The organism is Microbacterium foliorum (assembly GCF_003367705.1).
Classification (GTDB): domain Bacteria; phylum Actinomycetota; class Actinomycetes; order Actinomycetales; family Microbacteriaceae; genus Microbacterium; species Microbacterium foliorum.
In genome coordinates, this window is the sequence record NZ_CP031425.1 from 304,294 (window position 1) to 327,633 (window position 23,340).

19 protein-coding genes are annotated in these 23,340 nt (G+C 68.0%); 10 read left to right on the plus strand and 9 right to left on the minus strand.

Annotation, left to right across the window (positions count from 1 at the left end):
* The first annotated feature begins 118 nt into the window (after nucleotides 1-118).
* Genes DXT68_RS01450 through DXT68_RS01460 form a run of 3 tightly spaced genes read left to right on the plus strand, consistent with a single transcriptional unit; the run spans nucleotide 119 to nucleotide 3,513 of the window.
* A complete protein-coding gene (locus tag DXT68_RS01450) occupies nucleotides 119-1,597 on the plus strand; it encodes an amino acid permease (RefSeq protein WP_082068949.1) in 1,479 nt (492 codons plus the stop codon).
* Entirely contained in the window at nucleotides 1,594-2,724 is a 1,131-nt protein-coding gene (gene alr, locus DXT68_RS01455) for an alanine racemase (RefSeq protein WP_052677754.1), read from the plus strand. Before DXT68_RS01450 ends, alr begins: the two co-directional genes overlap by 4 nt.
* A 36-nt stretch (nucleotides 2,725-2,760) precedes the next feature.
* Nucleotides 2,761-3,513, plus strand: a complete 753-nt coding sequence (locus DXT68_RS01460) for an IclR family transcriptional regulator domain-containing protein (protein ID WP_045254471.1) — start codon at nucleotides 2,761-2,763, stop codon at nucleotides 3,511-3,513.
* A 3-nt stretch (nucleotides 3,514-3,516) separates the two neighbouring features.
* On the opposite strand, the gene DXT68_RS01465 is transcribed toward DXT68_RS01460, so the two are convergent.
* Nucleotides 3,517-4,308: an IclR family transcriptional regulator gene (locus tag DXT68_RS01465; protein ID WP_052677753.1), complete on the minus strand. Its 792-nt coding sequence runs from the start codon at nucleotides 4,306-4,308 to the stop codon at nucleotides 3,517-3,519.
* 22 nt (nucleotides 4,309-4,330) lie between these two features.
* Nucleotides 4,331-5,356 (minus strand): LacI family DNA-binding transcriptional regulator, encoded by a 1,026-nt coding sequence (locus tag DXT68_RS01470; protein ID WP_115760537.1) that lies wholly within the window; start codon nucleotides 5,354-5,356, stop codon nucleotides 4,331-4,333.
* Nucleotides 5,357-5,551: 195 nt separating this feature from the next.
* Between DXT68_RS01470 and DXT68_RS01475 the strand changes: the two genes are divergently transcribed.
* The 4 genes from DXT68_RS01475 to DXT68_RS01490 are packed head-to-tail and all read left to right on the plus strand — an operon-like array spanning nucleotide 5,552 to nucleotide 10,248.
* Nucleotides 5,552-6,934, plus strand: coding sequence for an ABC transporter substrate-binding protein (locus DXT68_RS01475; RefSeq protein ID WP_052677752.1), 1,383 nt, complete (start codon nucleotides 5,552-5,554; stop codon nucleotides 6,932-6,934).
* Nucleotides 6,934-7,872: a carbohydrate ABC transporter permease gene (locus tag DXT68_RS01480; protein WP_174233184.1), complete on the plus strand. Its 939-nt coding sequence runs from the start codon at nucleotides 6,934-6,936 to the stop codon at nucleotides 7,870-7,872. The genes DXT68_RS01475 and DXT68_RS01480 overlap by 1 nt, the downstream gene beginning before the upstream one ends.
* A gap of 7 nt (nucleotides 7,873-7,879) precedes the next feature.
* Nucleotides 7,880-8,713, plus strand: coding sequence for a carbohydrate ABC transporter permease (locus tag DXT68_RS01485; protein WP_045254468.1), 834 nt, complete (start codon nucleotides 7,880-7,882; stop codon nucleotides 8,711-8,713).
* Nucleotides 8,714-8,748: 35 nt separating this feature from the next.
* Complete coding sequence (locus tag DXT68_RS01490) at nucleotides 8,749-10,248, plus strand: glycoside hydrolase family 32 protein (RefSeq protein WP_045254467.1); 1,500 nt, start codon at nucleotides 8,749-8,751, stop codon at nucleotides 10,246-10,248.
* A gap of 47 nt (nucleotides 10,249-10,295) precedes the next feature.
* Here the strand turns inward: DXT68_RS01490 and DXT68_RS01495 are convergent, their stop codons facing one another.
* Nucleotides 10,296-11,063 carry an alpha/beta fold hydrolase gene (locus tag DXT68_RS01495; RefSeq protein ID WP_045254466.1) on the minus strand — a complete coding sequence of 256 codons (768 nt, stop codon included), beginning with the start codon at nucleotides 11,061-11,063 and terminating at the stop codon, nucleotides 10,296-10,298.
* 73 nt (nucleotides 11,064-11,136) lie between these two features.
* On the opposite strand from DXT68_RS01495, the gene DXT68_RS01500 reads away from it, so the two are divergent.
* Nucleotides 11,137-11,829: a helix-turn-helix transcriptional regulator gene (locus tag DXT68_RS01500; RefSeq protein WP_045254465.1), complete on the plus strand. Its 693-nt coding sequence runs from the start codon at nucleotides 11,137-11,139 to the stop codon at nucleotides 11,827-11,829.
* A 71-nt stretch (nucleotides 11,830-11,900) separates the two neighbouring features.
* Here the strand turns inward: DXT68_RS01500 and DXT68_RS01505 are convergent, their stop codons facing one another.
* Together DXT68_RS01505 and DXT68_RS01510 are read right to left on the minus strand one after the other, a co-directional pair.
* On the minus strand, nucleotides 11,901-12,218 hold the full coding sequence (locus DXT68_RS01505; RefSeq protein WP_244268194.1) for a hypothetical protein: 318 nt from the start codon (nucleotides 12,216-12,218) through the stop codon (nucleotides 11,901-11,903).
* A 60-nt stretch (nucleotides 12,219-12,278) separates the two neighbouring features.
* The gene (locus DXT68_RS01510) at nucleotides 12,279-12,746 is read right to left on the minus strand and encodes a hypothetical protein (protein ID WP_052677750.1); all 468 of its coding nucleotides are present in this window, start codon (nucleotides 12,744-12,746) and stop codon (nucleotides 12,279-12,281) included.
* A gap of 379 nt (nucleotides 12,747-13,125) precedes the next feature.
* On the opposite strand from DXT68_RS01510, the gene DXT68_RS01515 reads away from it, so the two are divergent.
* Both DXT68_RS01515 and DXT68_RS01520 read left to right on the plus strand, forming a co-directional pair.
* Complete coding sequence (locus tag DXT68_RS01515; RefSeq protein ID WP_045254464.1) at nucleotides 13,126-13,518, plus strand: ArsR/SmtB family transcription factor; 393 nt, start codon at nucleotides 13,126-13,128, stop codon at nucleotides 13,516-13,518.
* Nucleotide 13,519: 1 nt separating this feature from the next.
* Nucleotides 13,520-14,497, plus strand: coding sequence for an SRPBCC family protein (locus tag DXT68_RS01520; protein ID WP_045254463.1), 978 nt, complete (start codon nucleotides 13,520-13,522; stop codon nucleotides 14,495-14,497).
* Between the two features lie 134 nt (nucleotides 14,498-14,631).
* Here DXT68_RS01520 and DXT68_RS17175 read toward each other — a convergent pair whose 3' ends face one another.
* The 4 genes from DXT68_RS17175 to DXT68_RS01540 all read right to left on the minus strand — a co-directional run bounded on the left by DXT68_RS17175 (nucleotide 14,632) and on the right by DXT68_RS01540 (nucleotide 23,333).
* Entirely contained in the window at nucleotides 14,632-16,164 is a 1,533-nt protein-coding gene (locus DXT68_RS17175; RefSeq protein ID WP_045254462.1) for a helix-turn-helix transcriptional regulator, read from the minus strand.
* Nucleotides 16,165-16,314: 150 nt separating this feature from the next.
* On the minus strand, nucleotides 16,315-21,927 hold the full coding sequence (locus tag DXT68_RS01530; RefSeq protein ID WP_052677749.1) for a DUF7927 domain-containing protein: 5,613 nt from the start codon (nucleotides 21,925-21,927) through the stop codon (nucleotides 16,315-16,317).
* A gap of 405 nt (nucleotides 21,928-22,332) precedes the next feature.
* Complete coding sequence (locus tag DXT68_RS01535) at nucleotides 22,333-22,752, minus strand: DoxX family protein (RefSeq protein ID WP_045254461.1); 420 nt, start codon at nucleotides 22,750-22,752, stop codon at nucleotides 22,333-22,335.
* Between the two features lie 23 nt (nucleotides 22,753-22,775).
* A complete protein-coding gene (locus DXT68_RS01540) occupies nucleotides 22,776-23,333 on the minus strand; it encodes a TetR/AcrR family transcriptional regulator (protein ID WP_052677748.1) in 558 nt (185 codons plus the stop codon).
* Nucleotides 23,334-23,340: the final 7 nt, after the last annotated feature.

Genomic DNA, 23,340 nt, shown 5'->3' on the forward strand with positions numbered 1-23,340 from the left:
GGTTCGGCTCTTGTGGCGCCGTTCTCGAAGGGGATAGTGTCCCCGCAGACACCCACATATTGCTTCATTTACACATCGCTGTGGCTATGATGCACATACAATCCGATTGAGAGTTCCGATGACGCCTCTTCCCGGGGAGAAGTCCCTCCCCAACGTCCTGCCCCACACGACGGCGACCCAAGTGCCTCTTCGGCGTCTGCAGCGGACGATGGACGCCCGACACCTCATCATGATCGCGCTGGGCGGAGTCATCGGCTCCGGCCTCTTCCTCAGCTCCGGCTACACGATCTCGCAGGCGGGTCCGCTCGGCGCGATCATCGCGTACCTGATCGGCGCGTTCGTCGTGTATCTCGTCATGGCGTGCCTCGGCGAACTCGCCGTCGCCTACCCCGTCTCCGGAGCGTTCCACATCTACGCATCCCGGTCGATCGGGCCCGCGACCGGCTTCACGACCGCCTGGCTCTACTGGCTGTGCTGGGTCGTCGCGCTCGGGTCGGAGTTCACCGCCTCCGGCATTCTCATGCAGCGCTGGTTCCCCGGGGTTCCGGTGTGGCTGTGGTGCCTCATCTTCGCCGCGGTCCTGTTCCTGCTCAACGCGATCTCGGCTCGCGTGTTCGGTGAGGCCGAGTTCTGGTTCTCGCTGGTCAAGGTCGTCGCGATCGTGGGCCTCATCGTGCTCGGCGCTGCGGCGATCTTCGGGTTCACGCCGCTGTCGCCCGAGCATCCGCCGGCACTGCTCTTCAGCAACTTCGAGACTCCCGGTGGACTCTTCCCGAACGGATTCAGCGGCGTGATCGTCACCGCCCTCGCCGTCTTCTACGCGTTCAGCGGTTCGGAGCTGATCGGTGTCGCCGCCGGCGAGACCAAGGATCCCGCCAAGAACATCCCGCGCGCGCTGCGCTCGACGGTGCTGAGACTCGTGGTGCTCTTCGTCGGAGCGATCGCGGTCATCGCCGCGATCCTTCCCTACGACCAGGCCAGCGTCACCAGCAGCCCGTTCGTCGACGTCTTCCAGTACGTCGGGGTCCCCTACGCCGCCGACATCATGAACTTCGTCATCATCACGGCGCTCCTCTCGGCGGGCAACAGCGGACTCTTCTCCTGCGCGAGGATGCTGTTCTCACTCGCCGAGGAGGGTCACGCTCCGAAGGCGTTCACCCGCCTCACCCGGCGCGGGGTGCCTCTCATCGCCCTGAGCGTCAGCATCCTCATCGGCCTGGTCTCGCTGCTCACCAGCGTGATGGCAGCCGGAACGGTCTATCTGGTTCTGGTGTCGATCGCCGGGTTCGCGGTCGTCGCGGTGTGGATGTCGATCGTCGCGTCGCAGTTCTTCCACCGCCGCAGATTCGTGCGCGAGGGGGGCCGAGTGCAGGATCTGGCGTACCGCACGCCGCTCTATCCGGCCCTGCCCATCGTCGCCTTCTCGCTGCTGCTCATCTCGATCGTCGCGATCGCATTCGACCCGAACCAGGTGGCCGCTCTCTACTTCGGCATCCCCTTCGTCGGGGCCTGCTACCTGTACTTCTGGTGGCGTCACGGCCGCAGGGGCGCGCGTGAGGTCTCGCACGATCACGAGGCCGAATCCGTCGAGGCGTGACGACTTCCGCATCCGCGGCGGGGTGGGTGGAGATCGATGAGAGCGCCATCGCCCACAACGTCGTCACCATCCGCGCAGAGCTCGGCGAGAAGGTCGAGTTCTGCGCGGTCGTGAAGGCCGACGCCTACGGCCACGGGATCGACCTGGTCGTACCGCTGCTCATCGCCGAGGGCATCGCGCTCATCGGGGTCGCCTCGAACGACGATGCGGCTGCCGTCCGCGCCGCAGGATTCTCCGGACGTCTGATGCGCGTGCGCCCCGCCGGCCGGGACGAGATCGATGACGGCATCCGGCTCGATGTCGAGGAGTGGATCGGTGGAGTCGAGCACGCGCGGATCGTGAGCGCGATCGCCGCAGCGCGCGGCGTCCGGGTGCGCGCGCACCTGTCTCTCAACTCGACGCGGCTGGGTCGCGACGGGATCGACCTCGGTGAGGACGGGGGAGCGGATGCCGTGGCCGCCGTGCTCGCTGATCCGTGGGTGGATGTCGTCGGCCTGTGCGCGCACTTCCCGTGCGAGGACGTGACGGACGTGACCGACGGCACGGCACGATTCGATGACGAGACCCGGGAGGTGCTCGCGGGGAGACACGCGGGTGCGCGGATCGCGCGGCACTGCGCCACCACGTTCGCGGCACTCACTGTGCCCGAGTCGCGGTTCGACCTCGTGCGCATCGGGGCGGGGCTGTACGGCGACTCCGACACGGTCGGGGGCGCACTGCGGCCTGCCATGCGGGTCGTGTCGCGGATCGCGGCGATCAACGTCTACCCGGCCGGAAGCACGGTCGGATACGACCGATGGCACCGCCTCGACCACGATGCGCGCCTGGCCGTGATCCCTCTGGGCTACGCCGACGGCTTCCACCGCAGTCTGAGCGGCACCGGCGAGGTGCTGGTGCGAGGACGACGCGCGCCCATCGTGGATCGGATCGCGATGAACAGCTTCCTCGTCGATGTCTCGAGCATCCCTCGTGCAGCGCCGGGAGACGAGGTGGTGCTGTTCGGCCGGCAAGGCGACGAGGTGATCTCCCCGGCCGATGTCGCGCGGTCGCACGGTCAGATCGCTGCCGATCTCTACGTCGCCTGGGGGCGGCTCCTGCCGCGTCGTCCGGTCGCCGCCGGCGGATAGGATTGCCGTGATCTCGACCCGCACGAAGGAGGAACGATGACGGCCTCATCCTCTCTCGTGCAGGGTCTGAAGCTTCTCGACGCCGCGGTATCCCAGGAGCGCCGCGCTCGTCCCGGGCTCAACGCCTCCCGTCTGGCGGAGGCCACCGGGATCGAGCGCAGCCGGGTCTCGCGGCTCACGCAGGAGCTGCGCGCACGGGAGCTCCTCAGTCGCGACGATGATGCCCTGTTTGCGGCCGGGCCGGAGTTCTTCCGCACCGCTGCCGTTCTCAACGCGCCCTGGTTGCGGGCCTCGCGGGCCGCTCTGCGGGCGCTCGCCTCGAGACTCGGCGTCAATGCGCTGATCACGATCGCCGACGGACCGCGGGGCGTGCTGCTGAGGTGCGAGAGGTCGGCCGACGGGGTCGATCGTTCCCTCCGGGAAGGGCTCGTGACGCCCATCTGGTGCACCGGTGCGGGCAGAGCGCTGCTCTGGGACCACACTGCCGAGCAGCTCGAGCAGCTGCTCGACGATGTGCAGTTCGTCGGTGTGGGCGGCCCGACGGCCGCCCGATCGACGGACGACGTGCGTGCACTGCTGGAGAGGGACCGCGCAGACGCGCTCATCGCCGCGGCGGAGGAGTACGACGAGGGCATCGACGAGTTCGCTCTGCCGATCCGCCGCAGGGGCGAGGTCATCGCGTCACTGGCGGTTCGCGGCAGGCATCGGCGCAAGGGTCCCACGCGCGACACGCGCGCGCTGCTCACCCAGTTCGCCGGTGAGCTCAGTGCGGCGGCCGGCGCGGAGTAACCCTCAGGCGCAGACGGAGGCGGGGGCGCCGAGCTCCCGCGAGAGCTGTGCGGCTGCTCGGGCGCAGGCGTCGCCGCACGCCGCGGTGCGCTCCTGCATCGCCTCGCGCGTTCCGATCACCTGCACCGCGGCGACGACCTCGCCGCGGTGGTCCCAGACGGGAGCGGCGACCGAGTAGAGGCCGGGCTCGGCTTCCTGGTCGACGATCGTGAAGCCGCGCCGACGATCGTCGTCGAGCCGCGAGAGGAAGTCGTCGATCGAGGCGGGGGTGTTCGGGCCCTGCGCTGAGAACTCGGTCGAGCCGAAGACGGTGCGGATCTCTTCGGCGGGGGCGTCCCACAGCGTCGCGCGCCCGGCGTCGCTGCAGTACGCCGGGTACGCGCGACCGATCCAGGATCCGATCATCCGGGAGTCGGCGGGCAGGCTCTCCAACGTCGTGAGCGTCGCATCTCCCTGCAGGACGCTGAGGAACGCGGCCTCGCCGAGGTGCGACGACAGCTCGTCGAGCACCACCTGGCCGTGGGTGCGAAGACGCTGCGCGCTCAGCTCCTGCGCGGCGGCGTACCAGCCCCAGGCGAGGGTGAACGAGCGGTCGGCGTTCCTTCTCACGAGCCCCGAGCGGTGCAGAGATGCCAGGGTGCGCGACACCTGCGAACGCTCGCGACCGAGGGCCTCGGCGATCCCGCTGACGGTGGCCGGCCGCAGATCACGGGCGAGGTCGGCGACGGCTGCGAGGACGTCCAGTCCGCGACCCATGCTGCTCGAGGGGGGCCGTCGGGGCGTGGCGGAGGGCATGCAATGAGGTTACCGCTGGGCGTCAGCCCACCCGGCGTATCGAGGCGCGCTCGATGACCGGCATCGGTATCAGCACCGCGCCGAGAGGGCGCTCGCCGAGGAGCATCTCGACGGCCGTGCGCCCCATCACGTCATAGGGGAGCCGCGCGGTCGTGAGGCCCGGTCGTTGGAAGCTCGCCAGCTCTTCGTCGTCGAACGACGCGACCGAGATGTCGTCGGGCACCTTCAGTCCGCGCTCCGCGATCGCCTGGTACGCGCCGAATGCCACGCCGTCGTTGCCCGCCAGGATCGCTGTGAGATCGGGATGCGCGTCGAGCATCTGCAGCGTTCTGGTGTACCCGATGTCGGGGTTCCATTCGGGGACGTCGACGATGGTCGGATGCACGCCCGCCTCGGCGAAAGCGGCGCGGATGCCGTCGAACCGCGGCCCGATGGTGACCGAATGCCGCGGAGACGAGACCGCCAGGGGATTGTTCCCGATCACGCCGACGCGGCGGTGCCCGGCGGCGGTGAGCAGGTGCGCCATCGCATGACCGGCGGTCCGTTCGTCCGGCAGCACCGAGGGGTGCCCGGTCGTCGACGTGCCGTTCACGATCACGACGAGGACGTCCTGGGGCATCGGCGGAAGCTCGATCATCCGCGCGCCCAGAAGTCCGATCAGGATGCCGTCGACTCGACGGTCGATCATGGCCTGGATCTCGTCCGAGATCGTCGCGTCGTCGCCCTCGGTCTCGGCGATGAGAACGGTGTGGCCGTGCTCTTTCGCCGCCGAGAGCAGGCCGCGGATCATCTCGGAGGCATAGCGGGTCACGGTGATCTGGTCCGAGATGAAGCCGAGCGTCTTCGTCTTGCCGAGGCGCAGGCTCTGCGCTGCCGGGTTCGGTCGATAGCCGAGCTCCTCGGCGGCGGCCCTGACGCGTCGGGCCGCGTCGACGGAGAGGCGCGAACCCGGTCGGTCGTTCAGGATCATGCTGACCGCGGTCTTCGACATGCCTGAGAGCGCGGCGACATCGGCGAGCGTCGGCCTGCGATCGACGTTGTTCGGCACCGGCATCCTCCTGTCGTGACATCTCCAGCTTAGGCAGTGGGAGCCTTCCCCCGGAACTGCGTGCGTTGAATTGATTTAGCAGAATACTTGCAGCCCCCGATCCGCGATGCTAACCTCGGCCTGCTGAATCAATTCAGCATCTTCGCTCGGGCACTGCTTCCCGCCTGCGAAGTCACTCACTCAGGAGAGAACATCGTGGTTGATCTCACTCGCAGAGCCCTGTTCGGTGCCATCGGCCTGGGCATCGTCGGCACCGTGGTCTCGTGGCCTCGGCTCACCGGAGCCGACATTCCCGGGCGCGGAAAAGATGTCCTGACGGTCGCTCTCTTCGGCACCGCGCAGGATGCCGTGGCCCGCCAGGCGCTGGTCGACGGCTTCCAGCGCGCACACCCCGGGATCGAGGTGCGCATCGTCGCCATCCAGGGACAGGACTGGAGCGAGTACTTCGCGAAGATCCTCACGATGATCGCGGCGGGTACGCCTCCTGATGTCGTCACGGTGGCGACCGAGGGCGCGCAGCTCTTCGCGTCGCGGCTCGCGCATCCGCTCGACGACTTCGTGCGCCGCGACGCGTCGGAGATGCAGGAGTACTTCGACGATGTGAACCCGGCGCTGATCGAGGCGTTCATGTACCAGGGCAGCCTGTTCCAGATGCCCGACAACTTCAATGCGGCGAACGTCTTCTACAGCACCCAGGCGATGGAGCGCGCGGGGCTCGAGCGCCCCGCCGACAACTGGACGCTGGATGAGTTCTTCACGACCGCCCGGGCGATGAAGAAGAGCGCGCCGGGGCAGTTCCTGCCGTACTTCTGGAACAACCGACTGTGGGGCGGAGTCGTTCCGTGGCTCTACGTCAACAACACCAGCTTCCTGCGCGAGGAGAAGGCCGGCGGAGGCGACTGGTTCTGGAACCGCTTCTATCCCGACCAGCCGGCACGCAGCGGAGGATACGTGTGGCGGCAGGCGGATGCGCTGAACGAGAGCGTCGAGGAGAGCTTCTCGGTGCTGCAGAGCATGGTCTCGGAGGGGCTCGCAGCGAATCCCGCCCAGGGCGGGGGCAACGAGCTGGTCTCGCTGTTCTCCAGCGGTTCGGTCGGCATGACCCCCGCGGGCGGATTCTGGGTGAGCGGGCTCGAAGAGGCGGGCGTCGCGAACGACGCCTACGACGTGACGTACTTCCCCCGGATGGCGGGGCAGCGTCACCAGTTCGGTGCGGGGGGCTACGCGATCATGGAGACCTCCCCGCGCAAGGACGAGGCCTGGGAGTGGCTCAAGTACTGCGTCTCGGTCGAGGGCATGAAGATCGCCCACCCGAAGCCCGACTCGTCGCTTCCTCGTCGCTCGCTCAACGCCGAACTGTACGGAGCGGGGGTGGGCCCGGCCCACTGGGAGGTCTTCTACGACACCCTCGACAAGTTCCCCGACACCGGCCCGATGCCGGCGCCTCCCCAGCAGGCGGCGGTCGAGTCGGCGTTGCTGAAGAACGTGGTGTCGACCATCACGAACGGTCCTGCCGGCGTCCGCCGCGGGCTGGAGACGATGCAGCGTGATCTCGAGATCGCGCTGGGAGGACGATGATGTCGGAGAGCAGCACGCGAACCCTGACCGTGCCGACGGCACCCCGCGGTGAGACCGGCACCGTCGCCCGCTCGGGCCGGTCCATCATCTGGGTCTTCCTGGCCCCCACCGTCATCGGCCTCGGGCTGTTCAACCTCGTCCCGATCGTCGGATCGTTCGTCCTGGCCTTCTTCCGCTGGGACATCATCTCCGATCCCGTGTTCGTCGGCGTCGACAACTTCGTCGATCTCGCGATGAACCCGACGGTGCGTGTGTCCTTCCTGAACACCATCGGCTTCGTGGTCGTGGCGGTCATCCTGCAGCTCACGGTCGCGCTGGTGCTCGCCATCCTCGTGCAGTCGAAGATGCCGGCGTGGTTGCGCACCTTCTTCCGGTCGTCGCTGTTCTTCCCGCTGATCCTGTCTGCCGCATCGGTCTCCCTGATCATGGCGTACCTGTTCAACCAGGAGTTCGGGCTCGTGAACCAGACGCTCAACCTGATCGGCATCGCCGACGTCGGGTGGCTGACGACCGGGTTCGGAGCGAAGGTCGTGGTGCTGCTCGTCTACGTGTGGCAGAACTTCGGCTTCACGTTCCTGCTCTTCATCGGGGGGCTCGCGGCGATCCCGAGCGAGGTCTACGAAGCATCCTCCCTCGACGGCGCCGCCGGATGGACGCAGTTCCGAATGATCACGCTGCCCCTGGTGAGCCCGACCCTGCTGGTCGCATCGGTCATGGCCATCATCAACGCGCTGCAGATCTTCGATCAGCCGTGGGTGCTCTCGCGAGGCGGGCCCGGTGATGAGACCCGGACGGCAGTCATGGTGATCTACGAGTCCGCCTTCCGGGAGCTCGACTTCGGGGGCGCCTCCGCCATCGGAATCGTGCTGACCCTCCTCATCATGCTCGTCACGGCCATCCAGTTCCGGCTGAGCCGCCGATTCGTCTTCTACGGGTGAGGCCATCATGACCACGACAATCATCACGAAGCGCTCGTGGGCCCACAGCCTCGGCACGGGTGCCAAGTTCGTCATCCTCGGGGTGGCCGCCTTCCTCACTCTCGGACCCGTCGTCTGGACGCTCGTCACGGCGCTGTCGCCCACAGACAGCGTCACGCAAGAGGTCACGGTGGGCTTCGGAGCGTTCGCCGACGTCTTCACCAAGATCCCGCTCTGGCTGTATGCCTGGAACAGCGCGCTCGTGGTGATGCTCGTCGCCGCCGGGCAGATGCTCTCTGCGGCGATGGCGGGCTACGTCTTCGCCAAGTTCGAGTTCCGCAGCAAGAAGATCCTCTTCGCCCTGATCCTCGCGACGATGATGGTTCCGCTGCAGGTCACGATCGTGCCCGTGTTCATGCTGGTGCGGGGCATGGGTCTCGCCGATACGCTCCTGGCGCTCATCGTGCCCGCCTTGCCCACCGCCTTCGGCACGTTCCTGATGCGCCAGTACTTCATGGGCATCCCGACCGAACTGGGTGAAGCCGCGCAGCTCGACGGCGCGGGCCCCTGGCGCACGTTCTTCGGCGTGTACCTGCCGCTGGCGACGCCGGCACTCGCGATCGTCGGCATCCTCGCCTTCAACTATCACTGGAACGAGTTCTTCCGGCCGCTCATCATGACCATCAGCGATCAGAACTTCACGTTGCCGCTCGGTCTCGTGACTCTGCAGGGCAACCTCGGCACCGGCAGCATCTCGACGGTGCTCGCCGGCGTGATCCTCTCGATGATCCCTGCGCTGCTGGTGTTCTTCTTCGGGCAGAAGCCGCTGCGCGAGGGACTCACAGCCGGCGTCGGCAAGTGACGCACGCCCCATCACAGAGAAAGACGACTGCACCGGTGACTCCCACTGATCTTCCCCCGGTCCGCACCACGAGACCGCGCGTGCACTTCGCTCCGCGCAGCAACTGGATGAACGATCCCAACGGTCTCGTCTTCCACGACGGCCTGTACCACCTGTACTTCCAGTACAACCCGCACGGCGTCGAGCACGCCAACCTCAGCTGGGGCCATGCGACGAGCACCGACCTCGCGCGATGGACCGAGCACGACCCGGCGATCCTCTGGGACGACGATGCGCAGATCTTCTCGGGTTCCGTCGTGGTCGACCACGGCAACACCTCGGGATTCGGCACGGCCGAGCGGCCGCCGCTGGTGGCGTTGTACACGGCTGCGGCGCCCGGGCATCAGGCGCAGGCGCTCGCATACAGCACCGACGGCGGGTACGTCTGGACGAAGTACGACGGCAATCCCGTGCTCGACCGCGGCACGAGCGACTTCCGCGACCCGAAGGTGTTCCGCTATGACGACGGCGGGGACGGATACTGGGTGATGGTCGCGGTCGAGGCGCAGGACCGTCAGGTGCTGTTCCACCGCTCCGACGACCTGAAGACCTGGACGTTCCTCTCGTCGTATGGTCCGGCCGGACCGGTCGGCGGTGTCTGGGAATGCCCCGACATGTTCCCGCTCGCGGTCGACGGCGATGACGACGACGTGCGCTGGGTGCTGTTGATCAGCCTCAACCCCGGCGGCATCGCGGGTGGTTCGGGGACGCACTATGTCGTCGGTGACTTCGACGGCACGACCTTCCGCGCCTCCGTTCCCCACCCCGTGCCGACGCGCGCCCTGCTGAGGGAGGGGAGTCAGTCCCGTGACGAGCTCGAACGCTACGGGTGGATCGATTTCGGGCCCGACTGCTATGCCGGCGTCACGTTCGACGGCCTCTCCCGCGGGGAGCGGACGCTCATCGCCTGGATGGACAACTGGAAGTATGCCGGTCGCATCCCCACCGACGACTCCGAGGAGCACCGCAGTGCGATGACTCTCCCGCGCCGGCTCTCGCTCACTCGTGATGAAGCGGGGGTCGAGCGTCTGCGGCAGCAGCCGGCGGTCGCACTCGAGCCCCGTGGGAGCACGGACCTCAGCGGTGTGGCCGGTGGCGTCGCGCTCGCCGAAGGTGCCGGGGCTGTGCGTATCAGCGTCGCCGCGACGTTCGGCGATGCGCAGAGCGTCGAACTCCGCATCGACTCGACGTCGGACGACGGGGTCGTGATCCGTCAGGACCGTGCGAGCGGACGCATCGAGCTCGTTCGTGCCGGCGCAGGGATGCCGTCGGGTTTTCGCGGGTCTTCGTCGATGGCTCTCGAGCGACGCGACGAGATCCGATGGGACCTCTGGATCGACGATCTGAATGAGCGGGTGTCGTCGGTCGAGCTGTTCGCGCAGAACGGCGAGAGGGTGCTCACGGCGCTGATCCCCGTCGCGTCGCTGCGCACGTACACCGTGACAGCCGTCGGGGGAACGCTGCAGGAGGCACGAGCCGACGTCGCGGAGCCGTGAACCGGCTGACCGACGGCCGGTCGCCGTCGGTCAGCCGCATCGCGCCGTCAGTCAGTCGTCTGAGCGACGGCGCCTGGTCGTGCGACCGCCGATCGAATGATCTCGGCCAGGTCGCCAGGGCGGCTCCACATCGGCCAGTGGCCCGTCGCGAGGTCGATGACGTCGACCGTGTCGAGCTCCGCGACCGGGGCGAACATCGGGTGCCCGTTCCGGGCCAGCTCCACTACCTGCGCGCTCGGGATCGAACAGCACACCAGTGTGGTCGGGATGCTGTTGCGGGCGTCGTTCGTCAGCTCGACGGACCCGCGGAGCACGAGGCCGGGCTCGGGGACAGCCCTGGCACGGAAGCGCTCGAGGACTTCGGTGCTCAGTCCCTCGAGGCTCGCCTGCTGTGCGAGAACGTCGAACGCCGGCAGCGGCACGTCCTCGACGTCGTCCGGGAGATCGGGGGCGAAAGCGCTTCCGGATGCCATCGGCCCCGAGTCGACCCACACCACTCGACGAACGAGTTCGGGATGCCGGTCGAGAAGGAGGCTGACGGGACCGTTCGCCCCGCTGTGGGCGACGACGACCGCCGGCCGGGTTGCGGAGACATCACAGCGCGCAAGCGTGTCTTGGATCGCCCGTACCTGGTCGTCGAGCGTTTTGGATGAGCGGTGCGGGTCGTCGCGGTCGAGCCCGGGCAGCGTCACTGCGACGGTGCGGGAGGAGGAGGCGTGCAGGTCCTCGAGGACCTCGTCCCACGCCCAGGCGCCCAACCAGTGCCCGGCGATGAGGATGGTGATCGGACTGAGGTTCGGATTCGTCGTCGTCATGTCTTCACTCTCTCGGCCTCTCCGGGCAGGTGTATGTCACTATCTATGTCATGAATAACCAGCGCACTCGACGATGAAGCGGGCAGAGCGACTCCATGCGCTTTCCGAGGCGTTGCACAGGAGTGGATCGAGGGGGTACTCCGCCGAGCGTCTGGCGCGAGACTTCGAGGTCTCCGTGCGCACCGTGAAGCGCGATCTTCAGGCGCTCGAACGCAGCGGTGCGCCGATCTGGTCACGCCCGGGGCCCGGCGGTGGGTACGGATTGGCGGCGGGCGCATCGCTGCCGCCGGTCAGCCTGTCGCCCGTTCAAGCGGTGGCGCTCATGGCATCGGTGTCGGCGGCGCCTGATGCCCCGTACGCGGATCTGGCGGCGGCCGGCGTCCAGAAGGTCCTGGGCGTGCTCGATCCCCGCACCCGAGCGCGAGCCGACGCATTGGCTGCGCGCATCTGGGTCGACGTGCCTCCCACCGCTTCACGAGCCACCAGGTCGGCGCTCGAAGAAGCGATGACCGAGCAGCGGGTCGTTCGCATCCGATACACCGCCCAGGATGGCGCCACCACCACACGCGACGTCGAGCCTGTGCTGTTCGCCTCGACGAACGGCCGGTGGTATCTCGTCGGGTGGTGCCGGCTGCGTGACGCCATGCGATGGTTCATCGTGTCTCGCGTCGCGCGGGCCAGCGTGACCGCGATCCCCTGCAGCGGTCACACCGTCGCTGAGGTCGGCGAGCCCCCGGCGAGCGCCAGGCCGGTGCACGGCTTCTGACTTCGGGGGAGCGATCCGTCGGACGCCCGGGTCTCGAACTCCTGGACTGTCGGAAACTGCGGTCGCGAGGATCAGCTGCCCTCCGGTGACCTGTCGCTTCGAACGTCGTGATCGTCGGCATCACTGTGAAGCAAGGCCGGCCGCTGGTCGATCCCATGGCTCGTCAGTGCGTAGAAGGCGGGCAGTAGCAGGAAGATCACCGACGCCACCAGCGGGTGGATGAGAACACCAGCTAGTCCTGCCGCGAGGTAGAGAACGACGCCGATGAGGGCGCGGGGACGCTCCCGCGCGAAGTACGCATCGTCGACCTCCTCTTTCGTGAGGTCGGGATGCCGCGCAAGATGCGAGAAGAAGACGAGCCACGACAGGCACAGCAGCGCCCCGATCACGGCGTACAGGGCGACGGTTTTCGACCGCAAGCTTGTTCACCCCGGTCCAGCACAGAGCCTTCACAGCACACCCTCGCCCTTCGCGTCGTCCTCGGCTTTGTCGACGGCGGCGCCGAGCAGCGTGGTCGGGCGGTGGCCGTGCGGTCGAGGAGTCGCCCGCAGGATCTCGCCGGTCTCTATCAGCTGCTTCGTATCGCGCAGGGCCGTTCGCAACGCCTGATCCGGATCTTCGTCGCCGAGGACAGCCTTGGCGTCCGCACCGTCGCGAAGGCGGGCATGCACCTCGAATCCGTTGTCGGGAGGTGCGGAGTCCAGGCGGATCTCCAGCACGTCCGCGAGCCGTTGCAACGGCTCGGGATAGCCGTTCTCACTGAAGGCTGCGGCGCCCCCCAGGATCGTGACCGCCTTCCAGCCCTCTGGATGCCGGCCATCCCCGTCCGTATCGTGCTTGTCGCGGACCAGCGCTCTGGTCACCAGCCCTACGGCCACGCTGGCCGCCCCGACGGCGACCGCTGTTTTCACGCCCATCTCTCCTCCTTCAGGTAAGAGGGCGACGTGCTCCCAAAGACGCCCTCGGGATTGAACGAGGCCATCGTCGACCCGCCTCGCACCTGTATGGAGGGGCTTCGCATAACGCAACGACCGGAGGACAATGCAGACCGCGATCCGAGGTGAACGGGCCTCAGACGGTCGACTGCGAGCGACGCCCGCAAAAGGGCCTCGGAGCGGATCGCTGCCAGATTTCTCCTTGGCGGCCGAGCTGGACGCGCTGGGGCACTCCGGGGACGCCAGATCGTCGTGTCCTGTGAGCGCCCGGTATCGCCAGCCCAGCACCTCGCAGATCTCGGCTGTTTCTGTGAACTGAACTTCTTGACATCCCTCCTGCGCAGGCCTAACGTACAACCAAATGGTTGCACAAAGAGATCTGAGCGAAGCGGAGGTCGACCGTGTGTTCCACGCACTGGCGACGTCGACCCGACGCGACATCCTGCGCCGGACGATCGAGCGGGAGCAGTCCGTCTCGGCCCTCGCCTCCGAATACGACATGTCGTTCGCGGCGGTGCAGAAGCACGTGTCCGTGCTCGAGGCCGCCGATCTCATCGTCAAGCGCGCCGAGGGGCGCGAGCGGCTCGTCCGCGCGAACCCCGAGATGATCGCCCGCGCCAGGGCGCTCCTCGCCCGATACGAAGAGCTGTGGCGGTCGCGCATCGCCCGGCTCGACGACCTGCTGGCCGAGGCGCCGGCAGATCGACCGACCACCGAAGACAGCACCCGCACGCCCACTGGAGAAGGAGACTGATATGCCTGTCACCGACGTCATCACCGACACCGAGAACCTCACCATGACGGTCATCGCCGACCTCGCGGCACCCGTCGAGCGGGTGTGGGAGGTGTACAGCGACCCCCGTCAGCTCGAGCGCTTCTGGGGTCCCCCCGGATGGCCCGCGACCTTCACCTCGTGGGATCAGACGGTCGGCGGCCGTGCCGACTACACGATGCACGGACCCCGCGGCGAGAAGGCCGCAGGCACCTGGGAGTTCCTCGAGATCGACCGACCCCGCGGATTCGCGGTCATCGACGCGTTCGCCGACGACGACGGACATCCCGACCCCGACCTGCCTTCGATGCGCATGACGTTCACGTTCGAGCAGACCGCCGAGGGGACGCGCATGGTCAACACCAGTCACTTCGCGTCGGCCGAGGCGCTCGAGCAGCTCATCGCGATGGGAGCGATCGAGGGCACCACCATGGCGATGAGTCAGATGGACGCCGTGCTGCAGGACCTCCGCGACTACGCGCAGGGCAAGGGCACGCAGGTCACGCTCCTCGACGACGTGCACGTGCGCATCACCCGCCTCGTCGAGGGCCCGCGCGAGCTGGTCTGGCGCGCTCACAACGAGCCCGACCTCATGAAGCAGTGGCTGCTCGGGCCCGACGGATGGGAAATGACCGAGGTCGCCGTCGCCTCCGAGGTGGGGCAGAGCTATCGCACCTCCTGGGCGCCGGTCGGCGACACCGAGGGAGAGCCGTTCGGGTTCGAGGGCGAGGCGCTGCTGATCGACGCCCCGCGGCGGTCGGTGCAGACCGAGCGGATGATCGGGATGCCGGTCGAGACGCTGAACGACCTGAACCTCTACGAGGAGGACGGGGCGACTCTCATCACCCTCTACATCGAGTACCCCGACAAGGAGACGCGCGACATGATCCTCGCCACCGGCATGGCCGAGGGCATGGAGACGTCGTACGCACGCCTCGAGCGGGAGCTGCTCGCCGTCTGACGGGTGAGACGCCGGAAGACCGGTCGGTTCCCTGGAGGGATCGGCCGGTCTTCCGCGTTCCTGGTGCGCTTCTCCGGAGTCGGAGTCGGGGTCATGGGGCGGCTCGATCGCCGCCCCGCGCGCGCCAGGACGATTCAGTCCCCGTCGTCCTGCAGGGCGGGCACGTAGCCGTGCACGCTGGCGGCGCGCTTCAACTGCGAGAAGGTGGTGACGCCGATCTTGCGGTACACGGTCCTGAGCTGTGTCTTCACCGTGTTGACGGACACGAAGACGGCCTCCGCGGTCTCTCCGACCGTCAGACCGCGCAGTCGTGCGGCCAGCACGACGTGCTCTCGCGGGGTGAGCGTGAGGAACGGGTCGTGAACCCGAGATCCGGCAGTGCGGAGGATGTGCGCGGACATGTCCTCAGGGAGGGACTCGGAGCTGCTCTGCATGAGCCTCGGGATCTCGCGACCGTCTCCCACAGCCAGCGCGCTGTAGAGCCGCTCCCGGTTGGCGAGCGCCACCGCCGACTCCCACGTCCTCGACGCGGTCGGCACGCCGAGCGAGGACTCCGCGCCGGCTTTCAGCGCGAGCGCCGCGACCATGACCCAGGGCGACACGGCCGGCAACAGCGTCAGAGCGGTGGCGGCCCTCTCGACGCGCTCGATGCGGCCGGACCTGGCGTCGTCGGCGATCTTCCAGAGTTCGATCATCTTCGCGCCCAGAGAGGAGGGAGGAACGACGGCGCCGTTCAACTCCAGGCGTGCCGCGGACTGCGATCCCATCTTCGAGAGCAGCCTGTGTCGGGCGATGGCGAGGAACGCCGCGCCCTCGCCCCGCTCGGCGCGCTCATCGGGCATCGCAGACGAGGCGGTGTCGATATCGGCGAGGATGGTGACCGCATCCACATGCGAATCCACCAGCAGAGCGCAGAGGAGCTTGTGAGCCGGCCAGCGTTCACGGGCGGGGCGCAGGTCTATCCGGGCGAGGAGCCGTCGTGCATCGTCGAACTCGAAGGTGCCGATGAGGATCATGACCTCCGCGAGCTGCGCGGGCACCACGCTGCGTCCCGCCCACCACGCGTCGCCGATCTCGGGCAGGCGGGCGAGCCACGCACGCGCCTCGGTGTTCCTGCCGGCGAGCGCGTCGACCCACGCGAGTGCCCCCGCCGCTCGTGCTCGACCCATCCGATCATCGATCATCAGGGCGATGTCGTAGCTGTCGACGAACTCTCGTCTGGCGCCGTCGAGATCCCCTGCGAGCTCACGCACGTAGCCCCAGGCGTAGGTCATCTCCGGCAGGGCCTGCTGCATCTGCTCGCGGTCCGAGGAATCGGCGGCGTCGAGGAGTTCTCGTGCCTCGCGGGCCATCTTCTCGGCGGCGTCGTACTCGCCACTGGCCCGTCGCGCCGTCGCGCGGACGCTCAACTGCACGAGCTCATCGAAGACGCCGCGCGGTGGTCCCGCGGGGGTCGCCTTGCGGAACCGCATCGTGTGCGCGTGGTCTCCCGGGGCGATGCGGTCGAGGTAGCCCTTCGCGAGAGAGGCGCGCGGATGGGCGATCAGCACGGCGTCGGGCAACGCCTCGATGGCCTGTCTGGCCGACATCGGATCCTGAGCGAGGAGTTCCGTCCAGTTGCTCTGGACGAAGCCGACCAGATCGTCCCATGCCTCGGCGTCGATCAACCCACGCATCGTGCTGTGCAAAGACTCGGACCTCAGCGCCACGTTGTCGCCCCGTTCGTCCTCTGATCTCGCAGCCTACCCCTGAGGGGTGGGCTCATCTTCCGCCGAGCGGGTCCGATGGCATCACGCTGCCATCGGACCCGCTCGCCGTCATGCCGGTTCAGTGGCTTCCGCGTCGTCGCGCCCGCGGGTGCGCCGACGGATCAGACCGTATCCGACGAGGAGCAGCACCAGACCCGTGAGAGGCAGGGCCACCCAGAGCGTCATGCCGGTGGTCGCCAGCCCCGGAGGGACGACGGTCGTCTGGGTGCGGCAGTCGGGATCGCTCGACCCGGGGATGCAGTTCGCACCGGATCCGTCGGGAGTGACGACGACGTTGAGGATCTCGCCCACCTGTCGGATCGTGACCGAGTAGGTGATCGTCGCCGTGTCGCCCGGAGCCAGCGCGCCCGCCCACGAGAGAACCGGCCGCGTGTAGACGGCGGACCCGGTCGCGTCGTCGTTGAACGTCGCGATCTTCAGCGTCGAGCTCAGATCGTCCGTGAACGTCGCCGGACGCTCCTTCGTGTACGCCACCTGTCCGGTGTTGGTCACGGCGATCGTGAACGTGACGGTGTCTCCGACGACGGCGACCGCTGTCGACGTCGTCTTGCGCACGTGGAACGACGCCACCGGTGTGTCGGTGATGCACCCGTCGCCGGTCGCGCATCCGCCGCCCGGACCGTCGGGGACCACTGCGTTGCGGAGGTGCCCGTCGCCGGTCGCCGGTGCATTGACGGTGACCGTGTAGGTGATCGTCACCGACTCTCCGACGGCCAACGGACCGCTCCAGCTCAGCGTGTCGCCGTCGATGATCGCGCCGCCGGTGGCGTCTCCGTTGTAGGTCGCATCGTCGAGGACCTCGCTCAGGTCATCCGCGAAGGATGCCTTCTGGTCGTCGGTGTAGGCGACCTGACCGGTGTTGGTCACCGTGATCGAGTAGTCGACCGTGCCTCCGAGCACCACATCGTCCACGTTCGCCTGCTTGGCGACCGTGTAGGACGCGATGGGGGTGACGGTGATGCACTTTCCTTCGACGCATCCTCCGCCGGGGGAGGAGGGGGCGACCACGTTGCGAAGGGTGAAGTCCCCGGCCACCGGGTCGTCGACCGTGACGGAGTACGTCACCTGTCGCACCTCGCCGACCGCCAGCGGTCCCGACCACGTGAGTGTCGTTCCGTCGATCGCGCCGCCCGCCGAGACGTCGTCGTTGTACGCGGCGTCATCCAGCACCCGGGAGAGGTCGTCTGTGAAGGACGCCGGCTCGTCTGTCGTGTACGGGATCTCGCCCGTGTTCGTGACGGTGACGGTGTACGTCACCACGTCGCCCGGCAGAGCCGTTCCGGGCTGAGCGGACTTCGAGACCGTGAACGATCCCGAGGGTACGTTCGCGATGCACGCGGGGTCCGTGGACCCCGGCTCGCAGTTGCCGCCGATGCCGGGCGGCGTGACGACGGCGTTCTCGAGCGTCTGGTCGCCGGTCGCCGGGTCGTTCACGGTGACCGAGTACGTCACGGTGATCGTGGCTCCGACGGCGAGGGGACCGGACCAGGTGAGGGTGGGCGCGTCGTACGAGACGCCGGCCCCGCTGGTGCTCACCGCGTCGCCGTTGTAGGCGGCGTCGTCGAGCACCTGCGACAGATCGTCGGTGAACGATGCCGGCTGCCCGTCGGTGTAGTCCACCTGTCCGGTGTTGGTGACGGTGACGGTGTATTCGACCACGTCGCCGGGCAGGACGGCGGTGGCATCGGTCGACTTCTGCACACGGAGGGAGCCGATCGGCGTCGTCGTCTCGCAGGCGGTCACGCACGAGCCTCCTGGCCCGGTCGGCGTGACGACGTTGCGGAGCACGAAGTCGCCCGTCACCGGCTTGTCGACCGTGACCGAGTAGGTGATGTCGAGGGTCGCCCCCGCAGCGAGCGGGCCGGACCACGCGAGCGTCGTGCCCGACAGGGTGGCGCCGTTCGTCGCGTCATCGTTGTACGTCGCATCGTCGAACACGGCGGAGAGGTCGTCGCGGAACGACGCCGGATCGCTGTCCGTGTAGGGCACCGCGCTCGTGTTGGTCACGGTGACGGTGTACGTGACGGTGTCACCGGGCATCGCCGTGGCAGCGCTCGACGTCTTCGCGACGGTGAACGATGCGACCGGCGTGGCGGTGACGCATCCGCCCTCTCCGCAGGACCCGCCAGGAGTGGTGGGAACGACGGTGTTGGCGAGGTTCTGGTCGCCGGTGATGGGGTCGTTCACGGTGACCGAATAGGTCACGTCGACCGTTTCGCCGATGCCGACGGGGCCCGACCACGACAGGGTCGTTCCGGTGAGGGATGCGCCTGCGGAGGCATCGTCGTTGTACGTCGCGTCATCGAGGACCGCGGACAGATCGTCGGAGAACGAGGCCGGCGCCGCGTCCGTGTAGGCCACCGCTCCGGTGTTCGTCACGGTGATCGTGTACGTGAGCACCGACCCGGGCATCGCCGTGTCGGCAGATGCGGCCTTCACGACGGTGAACGAGGACACCGGAGTCTCGGTGACGCACGTGGCGTCGGGGTCGCACTCGCCTCCGGGGCCAGTCGGCGTCACCCGGTTCTTCAGGGTGTCGTCACCCGTCGTCGGGTCGTCGACCGTGACCGAATAGGTCACCGTGACCGTGGCGCCCACGTCGAGCGCACCGGACCATGTCAGCGTCTCGTCGACGACCGATCCTCCGGCCGAGACGTCTGCGTTGTACGACGCATCGTCGAGAACCGCCGAGAGATCATCCGAGAAGGTGGCAGGTGAGTCGTCCGTGTAGGCCACCGAGCCGGTGTTGGTGACGGTGACCGAATAGGTCACCACCCCGCCGGGTGCGACGGTCTCGACGCTCGCCGTCTTCGACACGGTGTATCCGCCGATCGGTGTCGTCGTGCACTGCTCGGTCGCGGGGTCGCACTCCGCCGGCGGGGTCGTTCCCGGCGGCACGAGGAAGTTGTCCGACCGGTTGTCGCCACGCTCACCCGACGGGTTGACCTCGACCGTGTAGGTGACTTCTGCGGTTTCGCCCGCGGGCAGGGTGCCGCGCAGCTCGAGGATGCCGTCGGTGGGTCCGTCGAGCGTGACCGAGTCGGTGTCCGATTCGGGGGTCCCCACCAGGGTCGCGTCATCCAGCACGTCGCTGAGATCGTCGTCCCGGTTCACCGCTGCCGTCGTCGCTCCGGTGTTCGTGATCGTGATGGTGTACGTGAGCTCCGTTCCCGACTGCACAGGGCTCGCCGATGCGGCGACGCTCTTCGTGTAGCTGATGCCGGTGATCGGCGTGCTGGTGCAGTTCGGGAGCTGGGGGTCCGCCGGGTCGCACTCCGGGTCCGTCGGCGGGGACTCGCCGGTCGGCAGCAGGAAGTTCGTCGACACGCTGTCTCCGCGCTGCCCGTCGGCGCGGACGACGACCTGGTAGGTCACGGTGTACGTCGCGCCGGGGGCGACGCTGCCGGTGATGGCGATCTCGTCGTCGGTGCGCACGGCCGTCAGATTCGCTGAGGTCGGCTCGCTCGCGATGTCCGCGTCGTCGAGCACGTGGATCAGGTGATCCGTGGCGTCGACCGTCGCCGCGGCCGTGCCGTCGTTCTTGAAGAAGAGGGTGTAGGTGAGCACCGTGCCGGCGACGGTCGGCGTCGCCGATGCCTGCACCTGCTTCCACTGGGTGAGTCCGGATCCGGGGATCTGCACGAAGTCGCACGCGGGTGTACCGGGAGCGACGTCCTCGACGGGGACGCACGCCAGGTTGCGGAGGTTCATGTCTCCCGTGCCGGTGTACGTCACGGAGTACGTGATGGTGGCTTCGGCGCCCGCCGCCAGTGCTCCCGACCACGACAGTGTGCTGTTCGTCACCGTGACCGCGCCGGTCGACGCTGCGGCGTCGTCGTTGTAGTCCGCGGCATCGAGCACGTTGGAGAGATCGTCGGTGGCGGTCGCCGGCGCGGCGGTCGTGTACGCACCGGGGCCGGGGTTGCGGACGGTGAGGGTGTACGTCACCGTCTCGCCGACAGCGGGCAGCTCGGTGCGGTCCGCTGACTTCTCGATGGTCAGGCGCGGAAGCAGCACGGTCACCGCGGCACACGCCTCGCCGGTGACGGGGTCGTTGCCTGCAGCATCTGCGGGATCGCACGCCGGCGTGACCGGGGTGTTCGGATCGTTCGGCTGCCAGGCGACGTTGCGCACCGTGCCGTTGCCGGAGGCGCCCAGTTTCACGCTGTAGGTCAGGGACACCGATTCACCGACGCCCAGGGCACCGCGCCACGACAGCAGCGGGCTGCTGTAGTTCAGGGTGCCCGGACGGCTGGCCGCCGCATCGTTGCCGTAGGCGCCGTCGTCGATGACGTTCGACAGGTCGTCGAACACCACAGCGGGGTTCGCGTCGGTGTAGGCGCCCGTGCCGGTGTTCGTCGCCGTCACCGTGTAGGTGACGACATCGCCCGGTCGAGCATCTGCCGACACGTCGGAGGTCTTCGTGATCGCCAGATCGGGCGGGGTCGCCGCGTTGGAGAACGTGCAGAGCACGTCGGAGCCTGCGAAGCCGTTGTTCGGCATGACGAACGTGCCCGACGGGCCGCTCCCTTGCCCGAGTCGTCTTCCGCTGACGGAGTCCACACACGTCCAGGTGCTGCTGTAGTTGCTGAGTATCGTGCCGCCGACGCCCGCCTCCGAGATCGTGTAGGTCTGACCGGCTGTGCCGATCACGGGACCCGCGACCTCGGCAGGAGTGCCCTGGACGCCCGAGTCCGACCCCTGAGTCGTGCCGGTGTTGCCCTGCGAGATCGCCCCACCGGTGACCGAGACGGTGAACTGGTCGCCGGCGACCACACGGCCGCCGGGGAGGTCCTTGACCACGCGGATCACGTTCGGAGACGCGCAGGAGCCGAAGTCGGCGACCGTGTTCGTCGTCGGCGTCATCGTCATCGTGTTGATCGTCGCTCCGGTGCTGGGGTTGACCGCGTAGCGAACCCGGTCGGTGCCGCCGTCGGGGATGCCTGCGAGGTACAGCAGCCCGTCGCCGCCGAACGCCATCGAACCGAGCGACCCGGCAGGAGGCGAGGCGATGCTCGTCGTGGTGAGCAGTGCGCCGGTCGCCGTTCCGGTCGTGGGGATCGTCTCGTTCACCGAGAGCAGCAGGCCCGCGCTGACGATGTACAGACGCCCGGCGTTGTCGAAGGCGAAGTCACCGTTGTTCCCCGCGCCCAGGGGGACTCTGGCGACGATCCCGGAGATCGCGGTGTCGGTGGCGCGGTTGAAACCGTAGATGTAGAGCGTCGAATCGGCGACGGCGCCGTAGTAGTAGATGTCGGTGGCGGCGTTGAAGGCGCCCATGACGATGCCGCCGCTGGTCGCGGGAAGACCGGTGAGGGTGACGGGGTAGTTCGTCACCGCCCCGGTCGTCGCGGTGACGCTGGTCACGTAGCCGGTCGACTGGCCCACCGCCTGTGTGGCGAGCCAGAACAGTCCTGCGTCGCCGTCGACCGCCAGAGCGTTATGGAGGCCGGGGTACGTCAGGGTGTTGTTGCGCGTCAGAGCCCCGGTTGCGGTGTTCATGCTGTAGATGCTGTGTTCGCCATTGGCGTCGGGGCTCTGGTCGAGCGCGTACACCTGACCGCAGGAGATCGGATCGTTCACCGCGGCCACGGCGGGCGGTGCGCTCAGAACCCCTCCGGCGACGAGCATCCCTCCGACGAGGAGGCCCGAGGCGCCCATCGCGATCGCACGCCACCTGCGGAGAAGACCGCGCGTTGAATCAGTACGGGTTCGACCCATGGTGATCGGTTTCCTTTGCTCACCCAGGTGCTCACACGTGGGTTCTCCCACTCACACGGGGCGAAGAGACCGTGTGAGAACTGCGATGAAATACCCGCACGCGACGGTGGCGAGTTTTCTGCAAGCTACATGTCGGGGCGACCGGTTCTCAGTGAATCCATAGTTCACGCGCCTGATTCACCCTCGTTTTCACCTGTAACGCGGCCGACACGCGGGAAGGGCTCATCGGGAGGCAGGCGCTCGCGGTCCGACGCCCATAATGCTGGAAGACCGGTCGATTCCTCGAGGAACCGACCGGTCTTCGGTGTCGTCGATGCGCGGCTATGCCGGTGCGCTGCTCCGCGGTCAGGGAGCGGATCGATCGCCGCCCCGGGCGCGCGGGCGACGCGTCGACCACAGGGCCAGGGCGATCAGCACCGGCTGGAAGAACAGGCGCACGAAGCGCTTGGTGTCGGTGTCGAGCCCGAAGGCATCGCGGTGCTCCAGCCACTGGGCGATGTTGCCGGGGAAGACGGCGAGGAAGAACAGGGCCGTGGCCACGCCGACCAGCCCGCGGCGCTTGCGCGCGACGAGCAGAGCCGCGCCGAGTCCGACCTCGACGACGCCGGACGCGAGAACGGTCACGTCGGGATCCAGCGGCACCCAGTCCGGCACCTGCGCCTGGAACTCGTCCCGCGCGAACGTCAGATGCGAGACGCCGGCGAAGACGAGGAAGGAACCGAGGAAGATCCGACCGACCGTGCGTGCGACATTCTTCTTCGACATGGTGCGAGTGTACGCGGCGCGGCTCAGCGGAGCATCGAGAACAGCAGCCGACCCGCCTCCTCCGTCGAGAGCCGGGTGAAGATCGGCAGCGCGATGACGTATCGACCGAACAGGAACCCGATGAGGGCGGTGGCCATCCGGCGGGCGTGCGCACGGCCCACCTCGTCGACGAGCGGGTCGAAGACCGAACTCTGGAGGTAGTCGCCGATCGTCTCGGACGCCCCGGAGTCCGAGACCAGTCGGCGGGCGAGGTCGGCGAGCCGAGCGCCGTGCTCGGGGTGCTCCCACACCGCCAGGACACCGTGAGCGAGACGCTCGAGGTCGAGTCGGCCGTCGTCGTCGCGAGAGAGGGCGATGACGTCGTGCGGGGCCGCACGCAAGGCGATCGCGGCCGCGATCAGTCCGTTCCTCGAGCCGAAGTGATAATTGACCAGAGTATGGCTGACCCCCACCTCCGTGGCGAGATCTCGCGAGGAGATCGATGCGAGATCACCCGCGTCGAAGTGCCGGTGCGCCGCATCCAGGAGAAGGCGACGAGCGATGGGGGCACCGGAAGGACGTCCGCGCCGGTTATTGACCATTCTCGTA

Excerpts from the sequence above, each read along its gene's own strand:
- DXT68_RS01515 (WP_045254464.1), top strand. The coding sequence starts at position 13,126 with ATGGTTGCACAAAGAGATCTGAGCGAAGCGGAGGTCGACCGTGTGTTC.
- DXT68_RS01495 (WP_045254466.1), bottom strand. The coding sequence starts at position 11,063 with ATGACGACGACGAATCCGAACCTCAGTCCGATCACCATCCTCATCGCC.
- DXT68_RS01480 (WP_174233184.1), top strand. The coding sequence starts at position 6,934 with ATGTCGGAGAGCAGCACGCGAACCCTGACCGTGCCGACGGCACCCCGC.
- DXT68_RS01465 (WP_052677753.1), bottom strand. The coding sequence starts at position 4,308 with ATGCCCTCCGCCACGCCCCGACGGCCCCCCTCGAGCAGCATGGGTCGC.
- DXT68_RS01460 (WP_045254471.1), top strand. The coding sequence starts at position 2,761 with ATGACGGCCTCATCCTCTCTCGTGCAGGGTCTGAAGCTTCTCGACGCC.
- DXT68_RS01500 (WP_045254465.1), top strand. The coding sequence starts at position 11,137 with ATGAAGCGGGCAGAGCGACTCCATGCGCTTTCCGAGGCGTTGCACAGG.
- DXT68_RS01450 (WP_082068949.1), top strand. The coding sequence starts at position 119 with ATGACGCCTCTTCCCGGGGAGAAGTCCCTCCCCAACGTCCTGCCCCAC.
- DXT68_RS01510 (WP_052677750.1), bottom strand. The coding sequence starts at position 12,746 with ATGGGCGTGAAAACAGCGGTCGCCGTCGGGGCGGCCAGCGTGGCCGTA.
- DXT68_RS01530 (WP_052677749.1), bottom strand. The coding sequence starts at position 21,927 with ATGGGCGCCTCGGGCCTCCTCGTCGGAGGGATGCTCGTCGCCGGAGGG.
- DXT68_RS01485 (WP_045254468.1), top strand. The coding sequence starts at position 7,880 with ATGACCACGACAATCATCACGAAGCGCTCGTGGGCCCACAGCCTCGGC.
- DXT68_RS01535 (WP_045254461.1), bottom strand. The coding sequence starts at position 22,752 with ATGTCGAAGAAGAATGTCGCACGCACGGTCGGTCGGATCTTCCTCGGT.
- DXT68_RS01520 (WP_045254463.1), top strand. The coding sequence starts at position 13,520 with ATGCCTGTCACCGACGTCATCACCGACACCGAGAACCTCACCATGACG.
- DXT68_RS01540 (WP_052677748.1), bottom strand. The coding sequence starts at position 23,333 with ATGGTCAATAACCGGCGCGGACGTCCTTCCGGTGCCCCCATCGCTCGT.